This window comes from Sphingomonas sp. ACRSK (genome assembly GCF_022346685.1).
GTDB classification, from domain to species: domain Bacteria; phylum Pseudomonadota; class Alphaproteobacteria; order Sphingomonadales; family Sphingomonadaceae; genus Sphingomonas; species Sphingomonas molluscorum.
Genome location: NZ_JAKRNR010000010.1, coordinates 73604 through 96955, shown reverse-complemented (window position 1 = coordinate 96955; position 23352 = coordinate 73604). Strand labels below are relative to the sequence as shown.

The following is a 23352-nucleotide window of genomic DNA, read 5'->3' as shown; positions in this document are numbered from 1 at the left end:
CGGGACGCGGCGCTATTTCCTGTTGCGATCCACTCGCAAGGAAATAGCGCCCGATCGCCGCCTCAGCGCATGACGGGCAACGTCACCTTGCTGCCGGTGCACACCCGCTGCGTCGCCTTCACGAAGTCTTCCGGCTTCGCCTTGTAGATGTTGGGCACGAACTTCTGCGGGTTGCGGTCGATCACCGGGAACCAGCTCGACTGCACCTGCACCATGATGCGGTGGCCCGCCTTGAACACATGATCATGGTCGCGCAGCGGGACGTCCCAGGCGCGCACCTGGTTCGGGACCAGCGGCTTGGCCGTCGACCAGTCGTCGAGCCAGCGCCCGCGCCGGACCTCCATCGCGATCGGCAGGCGATAGCCGTTGAGCGACTTGGCGTAGTTGCCCATCTGCGTCGGAGACGGCGTGGGCTCGGCGTCGTCGGGATAGACGTCGATCAGCTTGACGACCATGTCGCTGTCGGTGCCGGAGGTGGAGGCCATCAGCGTCGCCGCCACATCGCCCGTCACCGTCAGATCCTTCTCCAGCGGCGCACTCGTCCAGCTGAGCACGTCCGGCCGGTTCTCGACGAAGCGCTGGTCCGCCGCCTCCCACCACCGCCATTCGAGCGACGGATAGGTGGGCGAAATCGGCCGCTCGCGGAACGGCACCGGGTTTGCAGGATCGGACACGAACTCCCGGCACTGGCCGGCGTCTCCCGCGCCCTCAAACGACAGCGAGCCGTCTGCGCGCAGGTAGAGTGCGGTCGCGGTCGTGCCGGGCGCGGGCCATTTGCGATAGCTCTTCCACGTCCAGCTGCCCGACTGGAACATCTTCGCCTCGAACCCCGGCTTTGGTCCCTTGCCGTGCAGCCAGTAGCGGAAGAACGGCGCCTCGATGTCGCGGCGGAAATCGGTACCGCTGGTGCCAGGGATCGGGAAATGGCCCAAGTCGCTTGCAGCCTGGCGCCAGCTGCCGTGCGCCCAGGGGCCGCCCACGATCATGTTGTTGTTGGCCGGATCATCGGCCTCCATCTTTTCATAGATCTTCCAGCTGCCGAGCGGGTCCTCCTGATCCCAGAAGCCGGCCACATGCAGCGTCGGCACGGTCGAGCGGCCCAGCCGGTCGGTCCAGTGTTGGCCCTTCCAGAAGCTGTCGTAATCGGGGTGCTCGATCATCTGCGTCAGCTGCGGCACGCTGCCCTTGAAGTGGCGCTTGTCGAGGTTCTCGATCGGTCCGAGCTTCAGGAACCATTCGTAGCTGTCATAGGCGCCGGTTTCGAAGCTCTCGCCCTGCTTGTTGTTCTGGAGCGGGTAGAGCCAGTCGGTCGCGTAGGAGAGCCGCATCGCGCCGTAGCGATGCAGATCGTCGTTGATCCACCAGTCGTTCCACGCCGCCTGGGGGCTGACGGCCTTGAGCGCCGGATGCGGACGCGCGAGCGCGACGGCGGCCGCATAACCGGGGTAGGACACGCCCATCATGCCGACCCGCCCGTTGTTCGCAGGCACGTTCTTCACCAGCCAGTCGATCGTGTCATAGGCGTCGGTCGCCTCGTCCACGCCCTGTGCCCCCTGCGGCTGGAGCGCCATCGACATGGTGAAGCTGCCCTCGCTCTCGAAGCGGCCGCGCATGTTCTGGTGGACGAGGATATAGCCGTCCGGCTCCATGAACTCGAGGCTGCGCTCCCGGCCGACCGCGCTGGCAGGCGGCACGCCATAGGGAGAGCGCTGGAGCAGGATCGGCAGCGGACCCTGCTTGTCGAGCGGCCGGCGGATCACCGTCTGCAGACGGGTGCCGTCGCGCATCGGCACCATCACTTGGCTGTAGCTGTAGCGCGCCTGGGGAGCGGCAGGTGCCGCCTGCTGCGGCCTGGCGCCCGCCAGCGATCCCGCGCTGGCACCCGCCAGCAGCAATGCCATTCCCGTCAGCGCCCGTCCCAGCATCATCGTTCTTCCCCTTCATTCCGGCGTAGTATTCAAGCAACACACCCAGCCGTCAATGCCGCCTCCGCCACGCACCAGCAAAGGCCGGACGCAGGACCAGGCTGTTGAGGTCGAGCAGCACATGGGCGAGCATCGCCAGCCACAGGGTGCCGCTGTAGAGATAGAGTGCGGCAAACAGCCCGCCGACCAGCGTCGTGGCGGCCATGCCGGCAAGCCGTTGGTAGCCATGCGCCAGCCCGAACAGCAGCGTCGCGACACCGAAGCCGGCAAGGGCGCTGCCGCTCACCTGGGCGACGAGCAGAGGCAGCAGCAGCCGGAAGAAGAGCTCCTCCACGATCCCGGCCGTGATCGCGACCGCAGCGCCCCAGCGTAGCTCGGTGCGGGAACGCGGCAGCAACCCGCCGACGTGGCCGATGTGGAGGTCGCCGCGGCCCCGCCGGCGACGCCAGGCGGCGATCAGCAGGCCGACGCTGGCACCGCCTGCAAGCCCGCCTGCCACTGCCGCGGCGAGCAGACCGGTGTCCGCCGGAACGCCCTGCCCGACCAACGCGGTACGCACGGCGAGGGCGAGCGGCACGAACGGGTCCGGGAGCCGCCACAGGGTGTCCAGCTGCCCGAGCAGCGCCACCGCGACGAGCGGCAAGGCGCCGAACAGCAGCCACGCCCGCGCGATCCAGCGCCGCAGCCGCTCCACGCGGGAGCGGCCTGCCCCTGGGCCGCGCCAGCGCCGCAGCAGCGCCGCACCCTTCAGGAACCAGACGTAGCTCGCGAGTGCCAGCGCGAGCAGCGCCAGGGTCATGCGTCGATGCGGTGCTCGCCCTTGACCCAGCGCACCGTGCCGGAGCTGGCGCGCATCACCACGCTCTCGGTGGTCATCTTGCCGCGCATGCGCTTGACCCCGGCGAGCAGCGATCCATCGGTGACGCCGGTCGCGGCAAAGATGCAGTCGCCGCGCGCCAGTTCGGTGAGATCATACTGCTTGTCGAGGTCGGTGACGCCCCACTTGGCGGCACGGCCGCGTTCGTCGTCGTTGCGGAACAGCAGCCGCCCCTTGAACTGGCCGCCGACACAGCGCAGCGCCGCGCAGGCGAGCACGCCCTCCGGTGCACCGCCGGTGCCCATGTAGACGTCGATCGTGGTGTCGGGATCGGTGGTCGCGATCACCCCGGCCACGTCGCCATCGCCGATCAGCACCACGCCGCAGCCGATCGCGCGCAGCTCCGCGATCAGCGCCTCGTGACGCGGACGGTCGAGCACGCAGGCGATGATCTCGTGCGGCTTCACGCCCTTGGCCGCGGCGATCGCCTCGACGTTCTGGGTCGGCGTCTTGTCCAGGTCGATGACGCCGGCGGGATAGCCCGGGCCGACGGCGATCTTGTCCATGTAGACGTCCGGCGCGTTCAGCAGCCCGCCCTCCTCGGCGATCGCCAGCACCGCCAGGCTGTTCGGCCCGGCCTTGGCGCAGATGGTGGTGCCTTCCAGCGGATCGAGCGCGATGTCGATCGCCGGCCCTTGGCCGGTGCCGACCTTCTCGCCGATGAAGAGCATCGGTGCCTCGTCGCGCTCACCCTCGCCGATCACGACGGTGCCGTCCATGTCGAGGCCATTGAGCGCTTCCCGCATCGCCTCGACGGCGGCGGCATCCGCCGCCTTCTCGTCGCCACGTCCCACCAGGGTGGAGGCGGCGATGGCGGCGGCTTCGGTCACACGGACCATCTCCAGCACGAGGACGCGATCAAGAACCTGGCTGGCGGTCTGCATGGCTGTGCTTCTGCTCCGTATGATGATGGGCCGGCGATAGGGAAGGCGCGCCCGCTTGTCGAGCGAAGGCGCTGGCGTTTCGCGTCGGATCCTGCACACTCGGCCGGTTCCGATTCGCGCGTGCCCCCCGGAGGTGCCGATGCCGTTCGATCTGCTGCTGGTGGTGATGGCGCAACAGGCGAACGTGGACGCCGCAATGGCGCAGTATCGGGAAGCGACACGGGCCGAGTACCGGTGCGAGGCAGATGCGGAATCGGGCGAAATCGTCGTGTGCGCCCTGCGCGATGCCGACGAGTACCGCGTGCCGATCCTGGAACCCACGCCGGGGGACCCGCGCATCATCGACGCGATCGGAGAACGCGAGCGGCTGGTGAAGATGCCGCATCTCGCCTGCGGGCTTGCCGCCTCCTACGAAGGGTGCGGCATGATCGGCGCGACTGCGACCGCGAACAGCCGAGGCGTCGGCGTGTCGAAGCCGCGGCCGATCGCACCCTGAGTTAGAAGCGGGCAGGCCGCAGCCGGATCGGGATCGGCGCGTCCAACCGCTGCCAGCCGCGTTCTGCCAACAGCCGGTTGCTCTCCACCGGCTTGCGTCCGGCGTCACGATCCAGCGACCAGGTGATGTGATAGGTGCTGCCATCGTCCCGGGCGGTGCTGCCGCCGATCGCGACGACTAGCGCCTGCAGCCCTTCTCCGTCGTCGGCCCAGCCGACCACCTCGCCCGCCTCCACGGTCGGCAGGGGCGTCCCTGGGTCGGTTCCGGAACGTAAGGTGACGTGGTCCGCGATCGTGTCCGGCCAGCGCGGCGGGAACCGCGCCAGCAGTGCTGCGCGTTCGCTCGCGTCCAGCTTCCATCCGACGACCGTTCCGCCGCCCGCTCCCCGTTCCGGCTGTGCCATTTCTCGCCTCCGCGCGTTGTCGACCAATTGAGCGCGCCGCAGGTCCGCGCGTTCCATGCGCCCGAGGAGAGCGATCATGGCCAAACAGAGCAAGGCCCAGAAGGACACGATGGAACGGGTCCTGCACGAGTTCAAGGAAGGCGAGCTGGAGTCCGGCTCGGGTCGCAAGGTGAAGAGCCGCAAGCAGGCGGTTGCGATCGCACTGAGCGAGGCAGGCGCGTCCAATCAGCAGAGCCCTTCCGAGAACAAGCGCCGCCTCGCCCAGACCAAGCGGCGGGAGCGCAGCAGCGGCGGGAATGGCGGTCGCGATGGCCCCACCAAGGCAGAGTTGTACGAAAAGGCGAAGAAGCAGGACGTCCCCGGTCGTTCCAAGATGAGCAAGGCGCAGCTGGAGAAAGCCGTCGGCTGAGCATTCGCCTGCGCCGCACGCACCACGCCGGAACCCGCCTCCCCGTCGGCCGTTCGCGGAGCGAAGGAGCCACACATGACCGATCGCCCGATGCCACCGCAGCCCGAACAGCAGCAATCGCCCCCCGGCACCACGGCAGCAATGAAGCCGCGGCCGGACCATGGCGAGCACAGCTACCGCGGCTCCGGGCGCCTGGCGGGGCGCCGTGCGATCATCACCGGCGGCGACAGCGGCATCGGCCGCGCGGTGGCGATCGCCTTCGCCCGCGAAGGGGCCGACGTGCTGATCTCCTACCTCAACGAAGACGAAGACGCGCGGGAGACCGCACGCCTGGTGGAGGATGCCGGACGCAAGGCCGTGCTGGTGCCGGGTGACATCGGCGACGCGGCGCACTGCCGCGCAATCGTGGACAAGGCCGTGGAAGCCTTCGGCGGGCTCGACATCTTGGTCAACAACGCCGCCCACCAGATGACGTTCGATGCGATCACCGACATTCCGGACGAGGAGTGGGACAAGACCTTCCGAACCAACATCCACGCGATGTTCTATCTGACCAAGGCCGCGGTGCCGCACATGCAGCCGGGGTCCGCGATCATCAACACGACCTCGGTCAACGCCGACACGCCCAAGCCGACGCTGCTCGCCTATGCCACCACCAAGGGCGCGATCCAGAACTTCACCGGCGGACTCTCCCAGCTTCTGGCGGAGAAGGGCATCCGCGCGAACTGCGTCGCGCCCGGCCCGATCTGGACGCCGCTGATCCCGTCCACGATGCCGCCGGAGCAGGTCGAGAACTTCGGCAAGGACGTGCCGATGGGCCGCGCAGGCCAGCCCGCGGAGCTTGCACCCGTCTACGTGATGCTCGCCAGCGAGGAGGCGAGCTACGTGTCCGGTGCGACGGTGGCGGTGACGGGCGGCAAGCCGATCCTGTAACCCCTTTCGCAAGCGCAACGACTGCGGCAACAATCCCGGCACATGCCGGACCTGGGAGAGTGAAGTTGAACGATCGAGAGCACCGTATCCGCGAGCGCGCCCATGCGATGTGGCTGGAGGAAGGCCAGCCCGAAGGCGAGCATGAACGCCACTGGGACGCCGCCTGCCGCGAGATCGACGCTCAGGCCGCGGCCTCGACGGATAGCGAAGTGACGCCGGCACCAAAGAAGGCGCGCGCGTCGCGGAGCACCGCGCCCAAGACGACGCCGGCCGCCCAGGCCGCGACGGCGGGTGAAGGCGTCGCAGCCGTCGCGGAGGCGCCCAAGGCGAAGCGAGCGGCCGCCCCGAAGAAGGCGGCAAGCACCCCCGCCAAGCGCAAATCGGGCAGCGCCAAAGCCTGATCGCCGGGCGTGCCGCCCGAGAAGCGGCACGCGCGCAAAACCCCTCGACGGGATCGCCCGCCGGCCTGCCGCAAATCCTTGCGGCGGGGGCGGAACGATGCGCCCCGGCCGATGTTGATTGCAGGTTCCCGTGATGGAGGTCACTTTTGCCGCAGTTCGTCTCCCGCCTCCTCTCGATCACCGCCTTTCCTCTTCCTGAGCGCCTGCTGACCGATGCCGCTGCCGCCCGTTTCGACGGCGTGCTGTGGCGCGCAGACGCCCCGGTGCTCGGGGAAGCGGAGCTGGTGCCGCCCGCACTCCCCGGAGCCTGCGCAGAGGCGGGGCTCGCGCTGCTGGTCGCGCTGCCCCTCGACCGCGCACCGATCGATCACCCGCTGCTCGCCAGCCACCCGGAAGCATTTGCTATCCGGCGCGCCAGCGCTGGCGGCGGCCCCGTGGATCCCCGCCAGCCTGCACAGGCGACCGGCGAGGCGCGCGCGCGGCTGCGTACGTCCGAGGCCGCGGCGCTGCTGCTCCCGGTGCTGGTGGAGCGGCTCTCCGCCCTCCTCGACGCGGGGGTTACGGGCTTCCGGCTGCTTGGAACGGATCGCATCCCGCCGGAAACGCTGATCGGGCTGATCTCGGCCGTACGGGAACGGCATCCCGACGCGCGCTTCATCAGCGGGGCGCCGGAGCTGTCGCGGCCGCAGGTGCGCGCCCTCGCCTCGGCAGGGCTCACCGCGATCACCTCCTCCTATGCGTGGTGGGACCTTCGTGCACCGTGGCTGGTGGAGGAGTATGAGGAGCTGCGCGGCCAGGCGCCGCTCCTGGCCGAGGTGTCGGCGCCGACCAGCGGAGATGCGGACGCGCCCTCGGCCCTCGCACGGACGCTCGCAATGGCGGCCGCAAGCGCCAACGGCATCATCGTGCCGGCCGACCTGTTCGCAGGCAGCCCGGATCTGGCGCAGGCCGTGCGCCATGCGCTGGAAGTCGCACAGGCCGCGGAACGCTTCGATGGCGAGATGCGGGCGCTCACCGGGCCGCAGGCTCCTGTCGGCGTGCTGCTGCGCGCGGATGCGAGCGACGTGCGCGAAGCATCCGAAGCGCTGCTGATATTCGTGAACCGCAGCGATACGCCGAAGCCGCTGCCCTCCCCGGCACTGGTGCGCGAATATATGGGCTCCGCGTTCGCAGACTTCTCCGTCCTCAGCGCGGAGGGTGACGTCGGCACGCCGCTCGCCGGAGGCGAAGTGCGGCTGGTCGCCGCGCGGCGTGCGTCGCCGATCCGCATCGCGGTGACGCCCGACGCCGTCGGCATTGGTGCCGCCTCCCCGCGGCTGGTGGTCGAGGACCTCCACCCGCGCGTCGATGGCGGCGCCTTCCCGGTCAAGCGGGTGGTCGGCGAGGAAGTGCCGGTCGAGGCGACGGTGTTCACCGACGGTCACGAGCAACTCGCGGTCGAACTGCACTGGCGCGCGGTGGACGAGGCGAACTGGCGCGTCGCGCGCATGACGCAACTGCCGAACGACCTGTGGCGTGGCAGCTTCGCCCTCGAACGGCTCGGCCGCTACGAATATGCGGTCGAGGGCTGGCTTGACCGGTTCGGCGGGTTCCGGCGCGACTTCACCAAGAAGCTCGACGCCGGTGTCGCGCAGCCGGTCGATCATGCCGAGGGACGGGCACTGGTGGCCGAGGCGGTGGCGCGGTCGCAGGGCGAGGCACGCACCACGCTGGCCGACTGGCACGCGCGACTGGAGGCAGCGAGCGAAGGCGCCGACAGCGCCACGCTGCTGCTATCGCCCGAGCTCGCCGCGCTGATGGATATGGCCGACGACCGTCCGCACCGGCTGCGCTCCGAACCGCAGATCGTCGATGCCGAGCGGCTGACGGCACGTTTCTCCAGCTGGTACGAGCTGTTCCCGCGCTCGCAGACCGAGGATGCCAGCCGCCACGGCACCTTCGACGACGTGATCGCGCGCCTGCCGGCGGTGCGCGACATGGGCTTCGACACGCTCTATTTTCCGCCGATCCACCCGATCGGGCGCACGCATCGCAAGGGCCCGAACAACACGCTGACCGCAGGGCCCGACGATCCCGGCAGCCCCTATGCGATCGGCAGCGCCGAGGGCGGGCACGACGCGATCCATCCGCAGTTGGGCACGCCTGAGGACTTCGCCCGGCTGGTAGAGGCGGCGCGCGCGCACGGGCTGGAGATCGCACTCGACTTCGCGATCCAGGCCTCCCCCGACCATCCCTGGCTCACCGAGCATCCCGGCTGGTTCGCATGGCGGCCGGACGGCTCGATGAAGTACGCCGAGAACCCGCCCAAAAAGTACCAGGACATCGTCAACGTCGATTTCTACGGACCCGACGCGGTGCCCGGCCTGTGGACGGCGCTGCGCGACGTGATCCTGCTGTGGGTCGAGCGCGGGGTAAAAACCTTCCGCGTCGACAACCCGCACACCAAGCCGCTGCCCTTCTGGGAGTGGATGATCGGCGAGGTGCGCGCCGAACACCCCGACGTCATCTTCCTGGCGGAGGCGTTCACGCGCCCGTCGATGATGTACCGGCTCGGCAAGATCGGCTTCTCGCAGAGCTATACGTACTTCACCTGGCGCGACGACAAGCAGGGGCTGACCGACTATGTCACCGAGCTGACGACGACCGCGCCCAAGGAGTTCTACCGGCCGCACTTCTTCGTCAACACGCCGGACATCAACCCGGTGTTCCTGCAGACCTCGGGCCGGCCGGGCTTCCGCATCCGCGCGGTGCTGGCGGCGACGCTGTCGGGGCTGTTCGGCGTCTATTCGGGCTTCGAGCTGTGCGAGGCGGCGCCGGTGCCCGGCAAGGAAGAATATCACGATTCCGAAAAGTATATCGTCAAGCCGCGCGACTGGCAGGCGCCCGGCAACATCATCGGCGACATCACGCTGCTGAACCGCCTGCGCCGCGCGCATCCGGCGTTGCAGACGCACCTCAACACCCGCTTCCTGCCCGCGCACAACGACCGGGTGATCTTCTACGCCAAGCCCGCGCCGGACGGCAGCGAGATGCTGCTGGTGATGGTGAGCCTCGATCCGCACCACGGACAGGATGCCGCGTTCGAAATCCCGCTGTGGGAGTTCGGCATTCCGGACGACGGCAGCGTCGCGGTGGAGGACCTCGCCGCCGGCCACCGCTTCCGCTGGCACGGCAAGCACCAGCACATCCGCCTCGACCCCGAACAGCCCTATCGCATCTGGCGCATCGCCCCCGGAGACTTCGCATGACCGCCGCAGCCGCCCACGACCAGGATCCGCTGTGGTACAAGGACGCGGTCATCTACCAGTTGCACGTGAAGTCGTTCTTCGACGCCAACAACGACGGCATCGGCGACTTCAAGGGGCTGATGTCGAAGCTCGACTATCTGGCCGACCTGGGCGTCAACACGCTGTGGCTGCTGCCCTTCTATCCGTCGCCCCGGCGCGACGACGGCTATGACATCGCCGAATATCGCGACGTCAGCCCCGATTACGGCACGATGGACGACGCGCGCGACTTCATCGCCGCGGCGCACGAGCGCGGCATGCGCGTCATCACCGAGCTGGTGATCAACCACACCTCGGACCAGCATCCGTGGTTCCAGCGCGCGCGCCATGCGCCCAAGGGATCGCCCGAGCGCGACTGGTACGTCTGGTCGGACGATGACAAGATCTATTCCGGCACCCGCATCATCTTCCTCGACACCGAAAAGTCGAACTGGACCTGGGACGAGGTCGCCGGGCAGTATTTCTGGCATCGCTTCTACAGCCACCAGCCCGACCTGAACTTCGACAATCCCGAGGTGCTGAAGGAAGTGCTGTCGGTGATGCACTTCTGGCTCGACCTGGGCGTGGACGGGCTGCGGCTCGACGCGATCCCCTATCTGATCGAGCGCGACGGCACCTCGAACGAGAATCTGCCCGAAACCCACGACGTCCTGAAGAAGATCCGCGCCGACCTCGACGCGCATTATCCCGACCGGATGCTGCTGGCCGAGGCGAACATGTGGCCGGAGGACACGCAGCAGTATTTCGGCGAGCAGGGCGACGAATGCCACATGGCGTTCCACTTCCCGCTGATGCCGCGCATGTACATGGCGGTGGCGCAGGAGGATCGCTTCCCGATCACCGACATCATGCGTCAAACGCCGGAGATTCCCGAAAACTGCCAATGGGCGATCTTTCTGCGCAATCATGACGAGCTGACGCTCGAAATGGTGACCGATGCCGAGCGCGATTACCTGTGGAACACCTATGCCGCAGACCGGCGCGCGCGCATCAACCTGGGCATCCGCCGCCGGCTTGCGCCGCTGATGGAGCGCGACCGGCGCCGCGTCGAGCTGATGAACGCGCTGCTGCTGACCATGCCGGGCACCCCCGTGCTCTATTATGGCGACGAGATCGGCATGGGCGACAACATCCATCTGGGCGATCGCGACGGCGTGCGCACGCCGATGCAATGGTCGCCGGATCGCAACGGCGGCTTCTCGCGCGCCGATCCTCCCGCGCTGGCGCTGCCCGCGATCATGGACCCGCTCTACGGCTATCAGGCGGTGAACGTGGAGGCGCAGGAGCGCGATCGCCACTCGCTGCTCAACTGGCTCAAGCGGATGCTCGCCGTGCGCCGCGAATACCAGGCGTTCGGGCGCGGTACCCAGCGCTTCCTGCGCCCCGCCAACCGCAAGATCCTGGCTTATCTGCGCGAGCATGAGGGCGACACCATCCTGTGCGTCGCCAACCTTGGCCGCACGGCGCAGGCGGTGGAGCTCGACCTGCACGAGTTCGAAGGCCGCACCCCCGTCGAGCTGCTCGGCAGCACGCCCTTCCCCAAGGTCGGCCAGCTTCCCTATCTGCTGACGCTGCCGCCCTATGGCTTCCTCTGGTTCCGCCTTGCCGCGGACGCGGAAGGTCCCGGCTGGTCGAGCGGTGCTCCGGCGAGCGAGATCGAGCGCTACACCTTCGTACTGCGGCCGGAATTGGCGGACGTCGCATTGGGCGCCAACCGCGGTGTCCTCGAAAAGGACCTGCTGCCGAGCTACCTGACCCAGCGCCGCTGGTTCGGGGCGAAGGACGAGACGATCGCCTCGGTCCATCTGGTCCGGTCGACGCCGATGCCAGCAGCCGAAGACCTGCTGCTGGGCGAGATCGAGGTCGTAACCGACAGCGGCACCGCCACCTACATGCTGCCGCTCGGCATCGCCTGGGAGGGCGAGAACACCGGGCCGTTCGCGTCGAACCTCGCGCTGGCGCGGGTGCGCCGCGGCCGCACGGTCGGCCTGCTGACCGACGGCTTCGCATTGGAAGGCTTCGGGCGCTCGGTGGTGCAGGCGCTCCACCACAACACGGTGGTCTCGCTCGCAGACGGCGGCGAGCTGCGCTTCACCGCGTTCGACGGCTTCGACCTGGAGCCGGACGCCGCGCCCGAATGGCTCGCGGCCGAACAGTCGAACAGCACGCTGGTGCTGGGACAGCGCGCCGTGCTGAAGCTGCTGCGCAAGGTGGCACCTGGCATCCATCCGGACGTGGAGATGGTGCGCTATCTCTCCGGCCACGGCTTTGCCAACGTGCCGCCGATGCTCGGCACCGTGACCCGCGTCGAGGGCGATCGCGAGACGCTGGTGATGCTGGCGCAGGCCTTCGTCTATAACCAGGGCGACGGCTGGCAGTGGACGCTCGGCGTGCTCGAGCGCCTCGCCACCGACGAGGATGCGAACTTCGCCAACTATCGCAACTTCGCGACGAACTTCGGCCGCCGCCTTGCCGAAATGCACGCCGTCCTGGCGCGGGACAGCGACGACGCCGCCTTCGCGCCCGAGCCGATGAGCGCGGCGGAAGCCGATCGGCTGGGCGGTCGCGTGGCGGGGCAGCTCGACCGCGCGCTGCTGATGCTGGAGGGCGTGTCGCTGGGCAGCGAGGAGGCCGATGCGGCGCTCGCCCGCCTGGCGGAGCAGCGTGCCGCGCTGATGGAGCGCGTGGGCGCCGTCGCGCGCAGTGCGGAAGGACGCGCCCGCACGCGCATCCACGGCGACCTGCACCTGGGCCAGGTGCTGGTGACCGGCAGCGACGTGATGCTGATCGACTTCGAAGGTGAGCCTGCCAAGCCGCTCGCCGAGCGTCGTGCCAAGGACCTGGCGCTGCGCGACGTCGCCGGCGTGCTGCGCTCGTTCGACTATGCGGCAGCGGTGGCAGAGCGCAACCTGCCGTTCAGCGCCGAGCGCGAGGAGGCACGCGCCACGCGGCGCTATGCGCGCTTCGGCAGCTCCGCGATCGAGGCGTTCCTGGCGGGCTATGGCGAAGCGGCGGCGGAGAGCGGCGTGCTCCCCCATTCCGGTGCCGGCGACCCGCTGCTCGACCTCTTCCTGCTCGAAAAGGCGGCCTATGAGGTCGCCTACGAGGCGGCCAACCGGCCCGACTGGATCGCCGTGCCGGCGCTGGGCCTCGCCCGCGCCGCGGCCCGCCTGCTCAACGAGGATTTCGCATGACCGATGTTGGCGCACTCGCAGGCGCGCTGCGCGCTGGAACGCTGGACGACCCGTTCGCGCTGCTGGGGGTGCATGAAGAGGACGGCCGCCGTGTCGTCCGCAGCTTCCACCCGGGTGCGGAGGCGGTCGCGCTGATCACGCGCGACGACGGCCGCTCCCTCGGCGAACTCAGCTGCGACGGCGGCCTGTGGACGGGCACGCTTGCCGAGGACGTGCCCTATCGCCTGGCCATCCGCTGGCCGGGCGGCTGGGTACAGGAGATCGAGGACACCTATAGCTTCGGCCCGGTGCTCGGCGACCTCGACCTCCACCTGTTCAACGAGGGCCGCCACTGGGATCTGGCGCGCGTGTTCGGCGCCCAGCCGCGCACCGTCGCGGGCGTGGAGGGCGTCAGCTTCGTCGTTTGGGCCCCGAACGCGCGCCGCGTGTCGGTGATCGGCGACTTCAACGGCTGGGACGGCCGCCGCAACCTGATGCGCCGCCATCATGGTGCCGGCGTGTGGGAGCTGTTCGTCCCCGGCATCGGCCCGGGTGCCCACTATAAGTACGAGATCCTCGGCGCGGATGGGCGCATCGTGCAAAAGGCCGATCCGCTCGCCCGCCAGACGGAGGCGCCGCCGGCCACCGGCTCGATCGTCGCGCCGGCACCGGACTACCGCTGGCACGATGCCGACTGGATGGCCGAGCGCGGACGCCGGCAGGCTCCGAACGCGCCGCTGTCGATCTACGAAGTGCATGCCGGCTCCTGGCTGCGGCCCGACGGTGACGCGCTTGGCACGCTCGACTGGCAGGGGCTGACCGAGCGGCTGATTCCCTATGTCGCGGACATGGGCTTCACCCATGTCGAGCTGCTCCCGATCATGGAGCATCCGTTCGGCGGCTCCTGGGGTTACCAGCCGCTGTCGCAGTTCGCGCCGTCGGCGCGCTTCGGCTCTCCGGAAGAGTTCGCGGGCTTCGTCGACGCGTGCCACCGCGCCGGCATCGGCGTCATCCTGGACTGGGTGCCCGCGCATTTTCCGACCGATGCGCACGGCCTCGCCCAGTTCGACGGGACGCACCTCTATGAGCATGCCGATCCGCGCGAGGGGTTCCACCAGGACTGGAACACGCTGATCTACAATCTCGGCCGGCGCGAGGTGGCGGGGTTCCTGCTCGCCTCGGCCTTGTGGTGGCTGGAGACGTTCCACATCGACGGGCTGCGCGTCGATGCGGTCGCCTCGATGCTGTACCGCGACTACAGCCGTAACGCCGGCGAATGGGTGCCCAACATCCACGGCGGGCGCGAGAATCTGGAATCGGTCGAGTTCCTCAAGCGCATGAACACGCTGGTCGCCGAACGCTGCCCCGGCGCGATCACGCTGGCCGAGGAGTCCACCGCCTGGGCGGGCGTCACCGCACCCGTCCACCAGGGAGGCCTCGGCTTTACCTACAAGTGGAACATGGGCTGGATGCACGACACGCTCCAATATGTGGAGCGCGACCCGATGTATCGGCGCTGGCATCATGGCGAGCTGACCTTCGGGCTGGTGTACGCATTCTCCGAAAAATTCGTGCTGCCGCTCAGCCATGACGAGGTGGTGCACGGCAAGGGATCGCTGCTGGGCAAGATGCCGGGCGACCGCTGGCGCCAGCTGGCGAACCTGCGGGCGTACTTCGGCTTCATGTGGACGCATCCGGGCAAGAAGCTGTTGTTCATGGGCGGCGAGCTCGCCCAGGATACGGAGTGGAACCACGACGCACAGGTGCGGTGGGACCTGCTCGACCGGCCCGAGCATGCCGCCATCCAGCGTCTCATACGCGACCTCAACACGCTCTACGCGAGCGAGCCCGCGCTCCATGCCCGCGACGCCGACCCGTCCGGGTTCGACTGGATCGTGGGCGACGACGCGGAGAACAGCGTCTTTGTCTATGCCCGCTATGGCGACGGGCGGGCCGCGTCCTGCGTGGTGCTGCTCAACATGACGCCCGAGCCGCGCCATGGCTACCGGATCGGCCTCCCGCGCGCCGGCCAGTGGCGCGAAGTCCTTAATAGTGATGCAGAAATTTACGGCGGCGGGAACATCGGCAACGGTGGAATGGTTACCGCCTCCGCGACGCCCCTGCACGGCCAGCCGGCCAGTGCGGACGTCGTGTTGCCCCCGCTCGCAGCGGTGGTGCTACGATTCGAAGGGGGTCCTCGTTGAACAGCCTACCCGACCGGCTCGAAGCCGGTTCGCCCTATCCGCTCGGCGCGACGTTTGACGGTCTGGGCGTAAACTTCGCCGTCTTCTCCGCCAATGCCGAGAAGATCGAGCTCTGCGTCTTCGAACCGACCGGACGGCGCGAGATCAAGCGCTATGAGCTGACCGAGTGGACCGACGAGGTCTGGCACGGCTATCTGCCCGAGGCCCGTCCCGGCCTCCTCTACGGCTATCGCGCCTATGGCCGCTATGCGCCCGAGGAAGGGCATCGCTTCAACCCCAACAAGCTGCTGCTGGACCCCTATGCCAAGCAGCTGCACGGCGAGGTCCGCTGGACCGACGCGCTGCACGGCTATCAGGTCCGCTCGCGCCGCGAAGACCTGAGCTTCGACCGGCGCGACAGCGCACCCGCCATGCCCAAGGGCGTGGTGGTCGACACGCATTTCGACTGGTCGGGCGACATCCGTCCGAACACCCCATGGTCGGACACGGTGATCTACGAGGCGCATGCCAAGGGACTGACCAAGCTGTTCGAAGAGGTCGCGCCCCAGGAACGCGGCACCTTTGCGGCGCTCAGCCACCCGCGGGTGATCGACCACCTCAAGCGGCTGGGCGTCACCGCCGTCGAGCTGATGCCGATCCATGCGTTCGTGCAGGACCGGTTCCTGCAGGAAAAGGGCCTGCGCAACTATTGGGGCTACAACACCCTCAGCTATTTCGCGCCTGAGCAGAGCTATTTCGCCGGCAACAGCCATAACGAGCTGCGCCTGGCGGTCCGTCGCCTCCATGCCGCCGGGCTCGAGGTGATCATGGACGTGGTCTACAACCACACCTGCGAAGGATCGGAGCGCGGCCCTACGCTCTCGTGGCGCGGGCTCGACAACGCGACCTATTATCGTCACGTCCAGGACAATCCGCGCTACACGATCAACGACACCGGAACGGGCAACACGCTCAACCTGGAAAAGGCGCGCGTCATCCAGATGGTGGCGGATTCGCTGCGCTACTGGGCGACCTCGTTCGGGATCGACGGCTTCCGCTTCGATCTCGGCCTGACGCTCGGCCGCGAGGAACATGGCTTCAACCCCGGCGCCGCCTTCTTCGACGTGATCCGCCAGGATCCGATCCTGGGCCGGCTGAAGCTGTCGACGGAGCCCTGGGACATCGGCCCCGGCGGCTACCAGCTCGGCAACTTCCCACCCAGCTTTGCCGAGTGGAACGACAAGTATCGCGACGGCGTGCGCAAATACTGGCGCGGCGATCCTTCAATGCGCGGCGAACTGGCAGCGCGCATCTCCGGATCGAGCGACCTGTTCGACCGTCGCGCGCGGCGCCCGTGGGCGAGTGTCAACGCGCTGGCGGTACACGACGGCTTCACGCTCGCCGACACGGTCGCCTACGAGCAGCGCCACAACGAAGCGAATGGCGAGGACAATCGCGACGGCCACAGCGAGAACTACTCGCGCAACTGGGGCGTGGAAGGTCCGACCGACGATCCGGCGATCAACGATGCGCGCCAGCGGGTCATGCGCTCGATGCTCACGACCCTGTTCACCTCGCTCGGCACGCCGCTGCTGCTTTCCGGCGACGAGTTCGGGCGCAGCCAGGGGGGCAACAACAACGCCTATTGCCAGGACAATGAGATCGGCTGGGTGGACTGGAGCAAGCGCGACACGCCGGAGGGGCAGGCGCTGCTTGCGTTCACGTCGCGGCTGATCGCCCTGCGTCACCAGCACGAGCTGCTGCGAGCGCCGAGCTTCCTCCATGCGGAGAAGCTGCCGGGCACCGATATCAACGACCTGGAATGGTGGGACGAGCAGGGCCAGCCGCTGAGCTCGGACGACTGGAACAATCCGGAAGGCCGTGCCTTGGTCATGCGCCGTGCGCGCCAGCTGGAGGACGGCCGGATCGAGGGCATGACGCTGCTGCTGAACGCGTCCGGCGACGCGATCACCTTCACCCTGCCCGCTCCGGACGTGCCGCGTACCGTTCTGGTGGACAGCGCCCGGCCGGAGGAGGACGCGTTCGAGATCGGCAACGAATATGAACTCGGCCCGCAGAGCGCGGCGCTGATCCGCTGGGTCGCCGACATCGCCGAGCCGGAAGCGCCGGCCGATTCGGAAGCCGCACCGGAGGAGCAGACCGCGTGAGCAGCTGGGGCGCGACGCCGGTCGCCGCCGACCGGACCCGGTTCCGCCTCTGGGCACCCGACCGGCCGGAGGTGACGCTGGAAATCGACGGGGGCCAGGCTGTCGCCATGACCCGCGACGAGGACGGCTGGTTCTCGGCCGAGGCGCCGGTCGGTGCCGGTGCCCGCTATCGCTTCCGCCTCGACGCGGACCTGGCGGTGCCCGATCCCGCCGCGCGTGCGCAGGCGGGCGGCGTGCACGGCTGGAGCGTGGTTGTCGATCCCGACGCCTATCGCTGGACCACTTCCGACTGGGTCGGCCGGCCGTGGGAAGAGGCCGTGATCGAGGAAGTCCATGCGGGCGTGCTGGGCGGGTTCGCGGGCGTCGCCGAACGGCTTCCGGCGCTCGCCGACCTGGGCGTCACCGCGATCGAGCTGATGCCGGTCAACGCGTTCGGCGGCACCCGCAACTGGGGCTATGACGGGGTGCTCCCCTATGCCCCGGCCGAGGCCTATGGGTCCCCTGAGGAGCTGAAGGCGCTGGTCGATCGCGCCCATGCGCTGGGGCTGATGGTGTTCCTGGACGTGGTCTACAACCACTTCGGGCCGGACGGTAACTACCTGGGCGCCTATGCGGGCGGCTTCTTTCACAGCGACGTGCATACCCCCTGGGGCGGCGCGGTCGCGGTCGATGCGGAGCCGGTGCACCGCTTCTTTGTCGACAACGCACGCATGTGGCTGGAGGAATATCGGATCGACGGCCTGCGCTTCGACGCGGTCCACGCGATCGGCAACCCTGGCTTCCTCGATGCCATGGCAACCGAGCTGCGCGAGGCGGTCGGCCCGGATCGGCACGTGCATCTGGTGCTGGAGAATGAGGAAAACGACGCCCAGCGTCTCGGTGCTGATCGGTTCAATGCGCAGTGGAACGACGACTTCCACAATGTGCTGCACGTCCTGCTGACGGGGGAGAGCAGCGCCTATTACCAGGATTTCGCGGAAAAGCCGGCCGAGCGGCTGGCGCGCTGCCTGGCGGAAGGCTTCATCTACCAGGGTGAAGGTTCGCCCAACCACGATGGCAAGCCGCGGGGGAGCAAGAGCGGCCACCTGCCGCCGACGGCCTTCGTGTCGTTCCTCCAGAACCACGACCAGGTTGGCAACCGCGCGATGGGCGAGCGGCTGACGCTGCTCGCCGACGCCGACAAGCTGCGCGCCGCGACCGCGCTGCTGCTGCTGGGCCCGCAGATCCCGCTGCTGTTCATGGGTGACAGTGAGGGCAGCCGGGCGCCGTTCCTGTTCTTCACCGACTTCCACGACGAGCTCGCCGATGCGGTGCGCGAGGGCCGGCGCAAGGAATTCGCGAAGTTCGAGGCCTTTGCCGATCCGGAAGCGCGCGCGCGCATCCCCGATCCCAACGCCCGCAGCACCTTCGACCAGTCGCGTCCGGAGCCCGGACCGGAGGTCGCCGCGTGGCGCGCGCTCTACGGCGAACTGCTGGGACTCCGCCACACTCACATCGTCCCGCGGCTGAAGGGCACGACCAGCCTGGGTGCCGAAGCGGTCGGCGAGGCGGCGGTGGTCGCCCGTTGGCGAATGGGCGACGGTGCGACGCTGACCATCGCGCTGAACCTGGGCGACACGGGGGTTTCTTTCCCCGAGCTCGCGCAGCCGCTGTTCGCGCACGGCGAACCGGGCGCGCCCGCGAGCGTCGCCGTCTGGGTGGAGGCATGAGCCCGCTCCACAGCCTCGCGACCGAAGCGGGGCTGCTGATCGACTGGGAGGACGCCGCCGGCGACCCACAGCGCGTGTCGGACGAGGCGCTGGTCGCCGTGCTCGCGGCGCTCGGCCTGCCCGCGGACAGCCCCGCCGCGATTGCCGAGAGCCGCCGGCACCTTGCCGAGGACCAAGCCGCATCGTGCAGCTTCGTTTCGGCAGATGTGGGCAAGCCGGTGGCGCTGCCCGCTGGTTGCCTGCGCGAAGGGCCCGTTGAGCTCGTGACGGAGGCGGGCGATCGGCGTTCCGTCACCCTCACAAAGGACCGGTCCGGCCTAAGCCTGCCGGCGATCGACGTGCCCGGCTACTATCAGCTGGTGCAGGGCGACCACACGATCCGTCTGGCGATCGCCCCGCGCCGCTGCTTCGGGGTGGCTGACGCGGCCGGCGGCAAGCGCCTGTGGGGAACCGCCGTTCAGATCGCAGGCCTGCGCGATCCGCACCGTGCATTTGGCGACTTCGGCACGCTGGCGGAAGCCGCGCGCGCCTTTGCCGGCAAGGGTGCCGACGCGCTGGCGATCAGCCCCGTCCATGCGCTGTTCCCCGCGGACGCCAGTCGCTACAGCCCCTATGCGCCGTCGAGCCGGCTGTTCCTCAACATCCTCTACGCCGATCCCGCGCTGGCTGGCGCGAACGTCGAAGAGCCTGCCTCCGCCGAACTGATCGACTGGAGCGCCGCGATCCCTGCCCGGCTGCGCCAGCTGCGTGCCGCCTTTGCCGCCCGCAGCGACGCGGTGCGCGCCGAGGTAGCCGACTATGCGCGCAAGGGCGGGGACGAACTGCTGCGCCATGCCCGCTTCGAGGCGCTGCACGCGCACTTCTTCCAGGAGAGCGGCGCGACGGGTTGGCAGGGTTGGCCGGCCGTCTTCCACGATCCTGCCGGCGACGCCGTCGCGCGCTTTGCGGCCGAGCATGCGGAGGAGGTGGACTTCTACCTCTTCTGCCAGTGGCTGGCGAAGCGCAGCCTGGACGCTGCCCAGCGCGCCGCGACCGATGGCGGCATGGCGCTGGGGCTGATCGCCGACCTCGCCGTGGGGATGGACGGCGGCGGCAGCCACGCGTGGAGCCGCCGCGACGACCTGCTCACCGGCCTGTCGCTCGGCGCGCCGCCCGACCTGCTCGGGCCGGAAGGGCAGAGCTGGGGCATCACCGGCTTTTCCCCGCGCGCGCTCCAGCGGACCGCGTTCGAGCCGTACATCGCGACGCTGCGCGCGGCGCTCGACCATGCCGGCGGCATCCGCATCGACCATGCGCTGGGCCTGCGCCGCCTGTGGGTGGTGCCCGAGGGCGCGTCGCCACGCGACGGCGCCTATCTGACCATGCCGCTCGACGACATGCTGCGCGTGCTCGCGATCGAATCGCACCGCGCCCGTGCGGTGGTGATCGGCGAGGACCTGGGCACCGTGCCCGAAGGCTTCCGGCCGAAGATGGACGAGCGCGGCATGCTGGGCATGCGCGTGCTTCCGTTCGAGCGCGATGAGGACGGGTTCATCCCTGCAGACCGCTGGTCGCAGGAGGCCGCGGCGATGACCGGCACCCATGACCTGGCGACCGTCGCCGGCTGGTGGGTCGAGCGCGACATCGACTGGAACTGGCGGCTGGGTCGGACCCGGCCCGATGCCGTCGAAGCCGACGAGCGCGCCACCCGCGCCGAGGAACGCGCGCTGCTGTGGCAGGCGTTCAGCGACGCGGGCGTGGCAGATGCGCCCGAGCCGTCCGACGATTCGGCGCCCGCGGTGGACGCCGCCCTCGCCTTCGTCGCCGGTACGCCGTGCGAACTCGCGATCCTGCCGATCGAGGACCTGATCGGCGCCGAGGAACAGCCGAACCTGCCCGGAACGATCGACGAACACCCCAATTGGCGGCGGCGCATGCCGGCGCCCACCCCCGAGCTGCTCGACCGGCCCGACGTCGCCCGGCGCGTCGCCCGCATCAACGCCATGAGGAACGGATGACTCCGCGCGCCACCTATCGCTTCCAGTTCCACCGCGACTTCACCTTCGCCGATGCCGAGGCGCTGGTTCCCTATCTCGACCGGCTTGGAGTGAGCCACGTCTACGCGTCGCCGATCACGACGGCACGCTCGGGCTCGACCCACGGCTATGACGTGGTCGACCCGACCACGATCAATCCCGAACTGGGCGGCGAGGAGGCGTTTCGCAGCCTGGTGAAGGCGCTGCGCGCGCGCGACATGGGCGTCATCATCGACATCGTGCCCAACCACATGGGCGTCGCCGGCAGCGAGAATGGCTGGTGGATGGACGTGCTCGCCCACGGGCAGGGCAGCGCCTATGCCCGCTTCTTCGACATCGACTGGCGCGAGCCGGTGCTGCTGCCGGTGCTCGGCACGTCGCTGTCGGAAGCACTGGAGCAGGGCGCGATCGAGGTCGTCGTCGAGGACGGCAAGCGCTTCGTCTCCGCCTACGGCGAGCACCGCTTCCCGCTGCGCGACGAAGACCAGGCGGGCGACGCGATCACCGATCCGCAGGAGATCCGCGCGCTGCTGGAGCGCCAGCACTACCGCCTGGCGTCGTGGCGCACCGCCAACGACGCGCTCAACTGGCGGCGCTTCTTCACGGTGAGCGAACTCGCCGGCCTGCGTATCGAAGACCCCGAGGTGTTCGAGGCCGTCCACGCCCTCCCCTTGCGCCTCTATGCCGAGGGGCTGATCGATGGCGTCCGGGTCGACCATGTCGATGGGCTGACCGATCCCGCCGGCTATTGCCGTACCCTGCGTGCGCGCCTGGATGCCACGCCCCGGCCGGCGGACGCCCCGCCGGGCCCCGCCTATCTGGTGATCGAGAAGATTTTGGGCGCGGGCGAGCCCCTGTCGGACGACTGGGGCGTCGACGGCACCAGCGGCTATGACTTCATGGAGGAAGTGGCCGCGCTCCTCCACGCGCCGGAAGGCGAGGCCCCGCTCGACCGGCTGTGGGAGGAGATCAGCGGCCGCCCGGCGGACTTCGAGGCCGAGGAGCTCGAGGCACGGCGCCACATGCTCGCCTGGGCTTTCGAAGGCCAGCTGACGCGGTGCGTCCAGGCCTTCACGGCGCTGGCCGCTTCCACGCCCGAGACCGAGGGCCTCACCCGCGGCATGCTGCGCCGCGCGATCGAGCGCCTGCTCTGGGTGTTCCCCGTCTACCGCACCTACGGAACCGGAGACGCCGCGCCCGAGGGCGACGCCGAGATCCGCGAGATCGCGCGCAACCGCGTCGCCGCCCATGTGCCTCCCGGCGAGGAGGCGGTGGTCGACCGCGTGCTGGAATGGCTCGCCGGCACAGGGCCGGGGGACACCGAACTCGCGGCGGAGGCGGTGCGCCGCTTCCAGCAGCTTTCGGCGCCGATCGCAGCCAAGGCGGTGGAGGACACCGCCTTCTACCGCTACGGCCGCCTGCTCTCGCGCAACGACGTCGGCTTCGACGCGACGCGCTTTTCCGCCAGCATCGCCGAGTTTCACGCCGATGCCGTCGGCCGGGCCGAGCGCTTCCCGCGCGGCATGCTCGCGACCGCCACCCACGACCACAAGCGCGGCGAGGACATGCGCGCCCGCCTCGCAGTGCTGAGCGAGCTGCCCGACACCTGGCGGGAGACGGTGCTGCGCTGGCACGCCCTGGCCGCTCCCTTTGCGGATGGCGTGGATCCGGGTGACGTCTACATGCTCTTCCAGACCCTGTTCGGCGCCTGGCCGGACGGCTTGGCGATCGACGACGCCGACGGCCTGGTCGCCTTTGCCGACCGCGTCGTCGCCTGGCAGCAGAAGGCGCTTCGGGAAGCCAAGCTGCGGTCCTCGTGGGAGGCTCCCAACGAAGCCTATGAGGGCGCGGCCGAGGGGCTGGTCCGGGCGCTGCTCGATCCGGGCAAGTCGGGCGACTTCCTCGCGGACCTTCAGGCATTCCTCACCAGGACGGCGGCCCCGGCGCGCGCCAACTCGCTGGCGCAGGTGGCGCTACGCTATACAGTCCCGGGGGTACCCGACTGCTATCAGGGCACCGAACTGCCCGACTATAGCCTGGTCGATCCCGACAACCGCCGCCCCGTCGACTATGAGCTGCGCGCGCAGCTGCTCGCCGATCCCGGCCGGCAGGGTGCGGAGAAGCTTGCGCTGATCGCAAGGCTGCTGGGATTGCGGCGCCAGCACCCGGCGCTGTTCGCCAGCGGCGATTATCGACCGGTCGACGTTCGTGGTCCCCAGGCCGACCATGTCCTCGCCTTCACGAGGACGGCGGGCGAAGAGAGGCTGCTCGCCGTCGTGGCGCTGCGGACCGCAGAGGCGACCGCCGGCACCAAAACGCCGACACCCGCTCGCGACTGGTGGGCCGATACCGTCCTGGACGGGCTTCCGGAGGGCGTCGAAACGCGCGTCGGCGCCCTGCTCTGCGACGAACCGACCGCGATCCTTATCATTCCGTAATGACAGCGGGGGACCGCGCGGTACAAGCTCCTTCCCTGCCCTTTGATACGG

The 23352-nt window shown here is 69.2% G+C and carries 15 protein-coding genes; 11 read left to right on the top strand and 4 right to left on the bottom strand.

The genetic code is table 11. The annotated features are described in order from the left end of the window. Positions 1–62: 62 nt before the first annotated feature. From MHZ35_RS07540 to glpX, 3 genes are read right to left on the bottom strand one after another with little or no spacing between them, the layout of a single operon-like run. Entirely contained in the window at positions 63–1928 is a 1866-nt protein-coding gene (locus MHZ35_RS07540) for a CocE/NonD family hydrolase (protein ID WP_239435056.1), read from the bottom strand. A gap of 49 nt (positions 1929–1977) precedes the next feature. Continuing rightward, positions 1978–2724: a CPBP family intramembrane glutamic endopeptidase gene (locus tag MHZ35_RS07535; RefSeq protein WP_239435055.1), complete on the bottom strand. Its 747-nt coding sequence runs from the start codon at positions 2722–2724 to the stop codon at positions 1978–1980. Then, a complete protein-coding gene (gene glpX, locus MHZ35_RS07530; protein WP_239435054.1) occupies positions 2721–3686 on the bottom strand; it encodes a class II fructose-bisphosphatase in 966 nt (321 codons plus the stop codon). The genes MHZ35_RS07535 and glpX overlap by 4 nt, the downstream gene beginning before the upstream one ends. Positions 3687–3825: 139 nt before the next feature. Here glpX and MHZ35_RS07525 point away from each other — a divergent pair, with 139 nt between their 5' ends. After that, entirely contained in the window at positions 3826–4182 is a 357-nt protein-coding gene (locus tag MHZ35_RS07525) for a hypothetical protein (RefSeq protein WP_125959147.1), read from the top strand. Position 4183: 1 nt separating this feature from the next. On the opposite strand, the gene MHZ35_RS07520 is transcribed toward MHZ35_RS07525, so the two are convergent. Beyond that, a complete protein-coding gene (locus tag MHZ35_RS07520; RefSeq protein ID WP_239435053.1) occupies positions 4184–4585 on the bottom strand; it encodes a hypothetical protein in 402 nt (133 codons plus the stop codon). A gap of 76 nt (positions 4586–4661) precedes the next feature. Here MHZ35_RS07520 and MHZ35_RS07515 point away from each other — a divergent pair, with 76 nt between their 5' ends. The 10 genes from MHZ35_RS07515 to treY all read left to right on the top strand — a co-directional run bounded on the left by MHZ35_RS07515 (position 4662) and on the right by treY (position 23301). After that, the gene (locus MHZ35_RS07515; protein WP_239435052.1) at positions 4662–4994 is read left to right on the top strand and encodes a DUF6496 domain-containing protein; all 333 of its coding nucleotides are present in this window, start codon (positions 4662–4664) and stop codon (positions 4992–4994) included. 75 nt (positions 4995–5069) lie between these two features. Then, positions 5070–5927 carry an SDR family oxidoreductase gene (locus MHZ35_RS07510; RefSeq protein ID WP_239435051.1) on the top strand — a complete coding sequence of 286 codons (858 nt, stop codon included), beginning with the start codon at positions 5070–5072 and terminating at the stop codon, positions 5925–5927. Positions 5928–5992: 65 nt separating this feature from the next. Next, positions 5993–6328: a DUF2934 domain-containing protein gene (locus MHZ35_RS07505; protein ID WP_239435050.1), complete on the top strand. Its 336-nt coding sequence runs from the start codon at positions 5993–5995 to the stop codon at positions 6326–6328. A 146-nt stretch (positions 6329–6474) separates the two neighbouring features. Beyond that, on the top strand, positions 6475–9576 hold the full coding sequence (locus MHZ35_RS07500; RefSeq protein WP_239435049.1) for an alpha-1,4-glucan--maltose-1-phosphate maltosyltransferase: 3102 nt from the start codon (positions 6475–6477) through the stop codon (positions 9574–9576). After that, positions 9573–12809, top strand: a complete 3237-nt coding sequence (treS, locus tag MHZ35_RS07495; protein ID WP_239435048.1) for a maltose alpha-D-glucosyltransferase — start codon at positions 9573–9575, stop codon at positions 12807–12809. The genes MHZ35_RS07500 and treS overlap by 4 nt, the downstream gene beginning before the upstream one ends. Further along, positions 12806–14992: a 1,4-alpha-glucan branching protein GlgB gene (gene glgB / locus MHZ35_RS07490; RefSeq protein WP_239435047.1), complete on the top strand. Its 2187-nt coding sequence runs from the start codon at positions 12806–12808 to the stop codon at positions 14990–14992. Before treS ends, glgB begins: the two co-directional genes overlap by 4 nt. After that, entirely contained in the window at positions 14989–17139 is a 2151-nt protein-coding gene (glgX, locus tag MHZ35_RS07485) for a glycogen debranching protein GlgX (protein ID WP_239435046.1), read from the top strand. The genes glgB and glgX overlap by 4 nt, the downstream gene beginning before the upstream one ends. Continuing rightward, positions 17136–18848 carry a malto-oligosyltrehalose trehalohydrolase gene (gene treZ, locus MHZ35_RS07480; protein WP_239435045.1) on the top strand — a complete coding sequence of 571 codons (1713 nt, stop codon included), beginning with the start codon at positions 17136–17138 and terminating at the stop codon, positions 18846–18848. Before glgX ends, treZ begins: the two co-directional genes overlap by 4 nt. Continuing rightward, positions 18845–20845: a 4-alpha-glucanotransferase gene (gene malQ / locus MHZ35_RS07475; protein WP_239435044.1), complete on the top strand. Its 2001-nt coding sequence runs from the start codon at positions 18845–18847 to the stop codon at positions 20843–20845. The genes treZ and malQ overlap by 4 nt, the downstream gene beginning before the upstream one ends. Further along, on the top strand, positions 20842–23301 hold the full coding sequence (gene treY, locus MHZ35_RS07470; RefSeq protein WP_239435043.1) for a malto-oligosyltrehalose synthase: 2460 nt from the start codon (positions 20842–20844) through the stop codon (positions 23299–23301). The genes malQ and treY overlap by 4 nt, the downstream gene beginning before the upstream one ends. The last annotated feature ends 51 nt before the right edge of the window (positions 23302–23352 follow it).

Bases quoted from the DNA above. Each gene is read 5' to 3' on its own strand.
- MHZ35_RS07540 (WP_239435056.1), bottom strand. From the start codon at position 1,928: ATGATGCTGGGACGGGCGCTGACGGGAATGGCATTGCTGCTGGCGGGT.
- MHZ35_RS07535 (WP_239435055.1), bottom strand. From the start codon at position 2,724: ATGACCCTGGCGCTGCTCGCGCTGGCACTCGCGAGCTACGTCTGGTTC.
- glpX (WP_239435054.1), bottom strand. From the start codon at position 3,686: ATGCAGACCGCCAGCCAGGTTCTTGATCGCGTCCTCGTGCTGGAGATG.
- MHZ35_RS07525 (WP_125959147.1), top strand. From the start codon at position 3,826: ATGCCGTTCGATCTGCTGCTGGTGGTGATGGCGCAACAGGCGAACGTG.
- MHZ35_RS07520 (WP_239435053.1), bottom strand. From the start codon at position 4,585: ATGGCACAGCCGGAACGGGGAGCGGGCGGCGGAACGGTCGTCGGATGG.
- MHZ35_RS07515 (WP_239435052.1), top strand. From the start codon at position 4,662: ATGGCCAAACAGAGCAAGGCCCAGAAGGACACGATGGAACGGGTCCTG.
- MHZ35_RS07510 (WP_239435051.1), top strand. From the start codon at position 5,070: ATGACCGATCGCCCGATGCCACCGCAGCCCGAACAGCAGCAATCGCCC.
- treS (WP_239435048.1), top strand. From the start codon at position 9,573: ATGACCGCCGCAGCCGCCCACGACCAGGATCCGCTGTGGTACAAGGAC.
- glgB (WP_239435047.1), top strand. From the start codon at position 12,806: ATGACCGATGTTGGCGCACTCGCAGGCGCGCTGCGCGCTGGAACGCTG.
- malQ (WP_239435044.1), top strand. From the start codon at position 18,845: ATGAGCCCGCTCCACAGCCTCGCGACCGAAGCGGGGCTGCTGATCGAC.
- treY (WP_239435043.1), top strand. From the start codon at position 20,842: ATGACTCCGCGCGCCACCTATCGCTTCCAGTTCCACCGCGACTTCACC.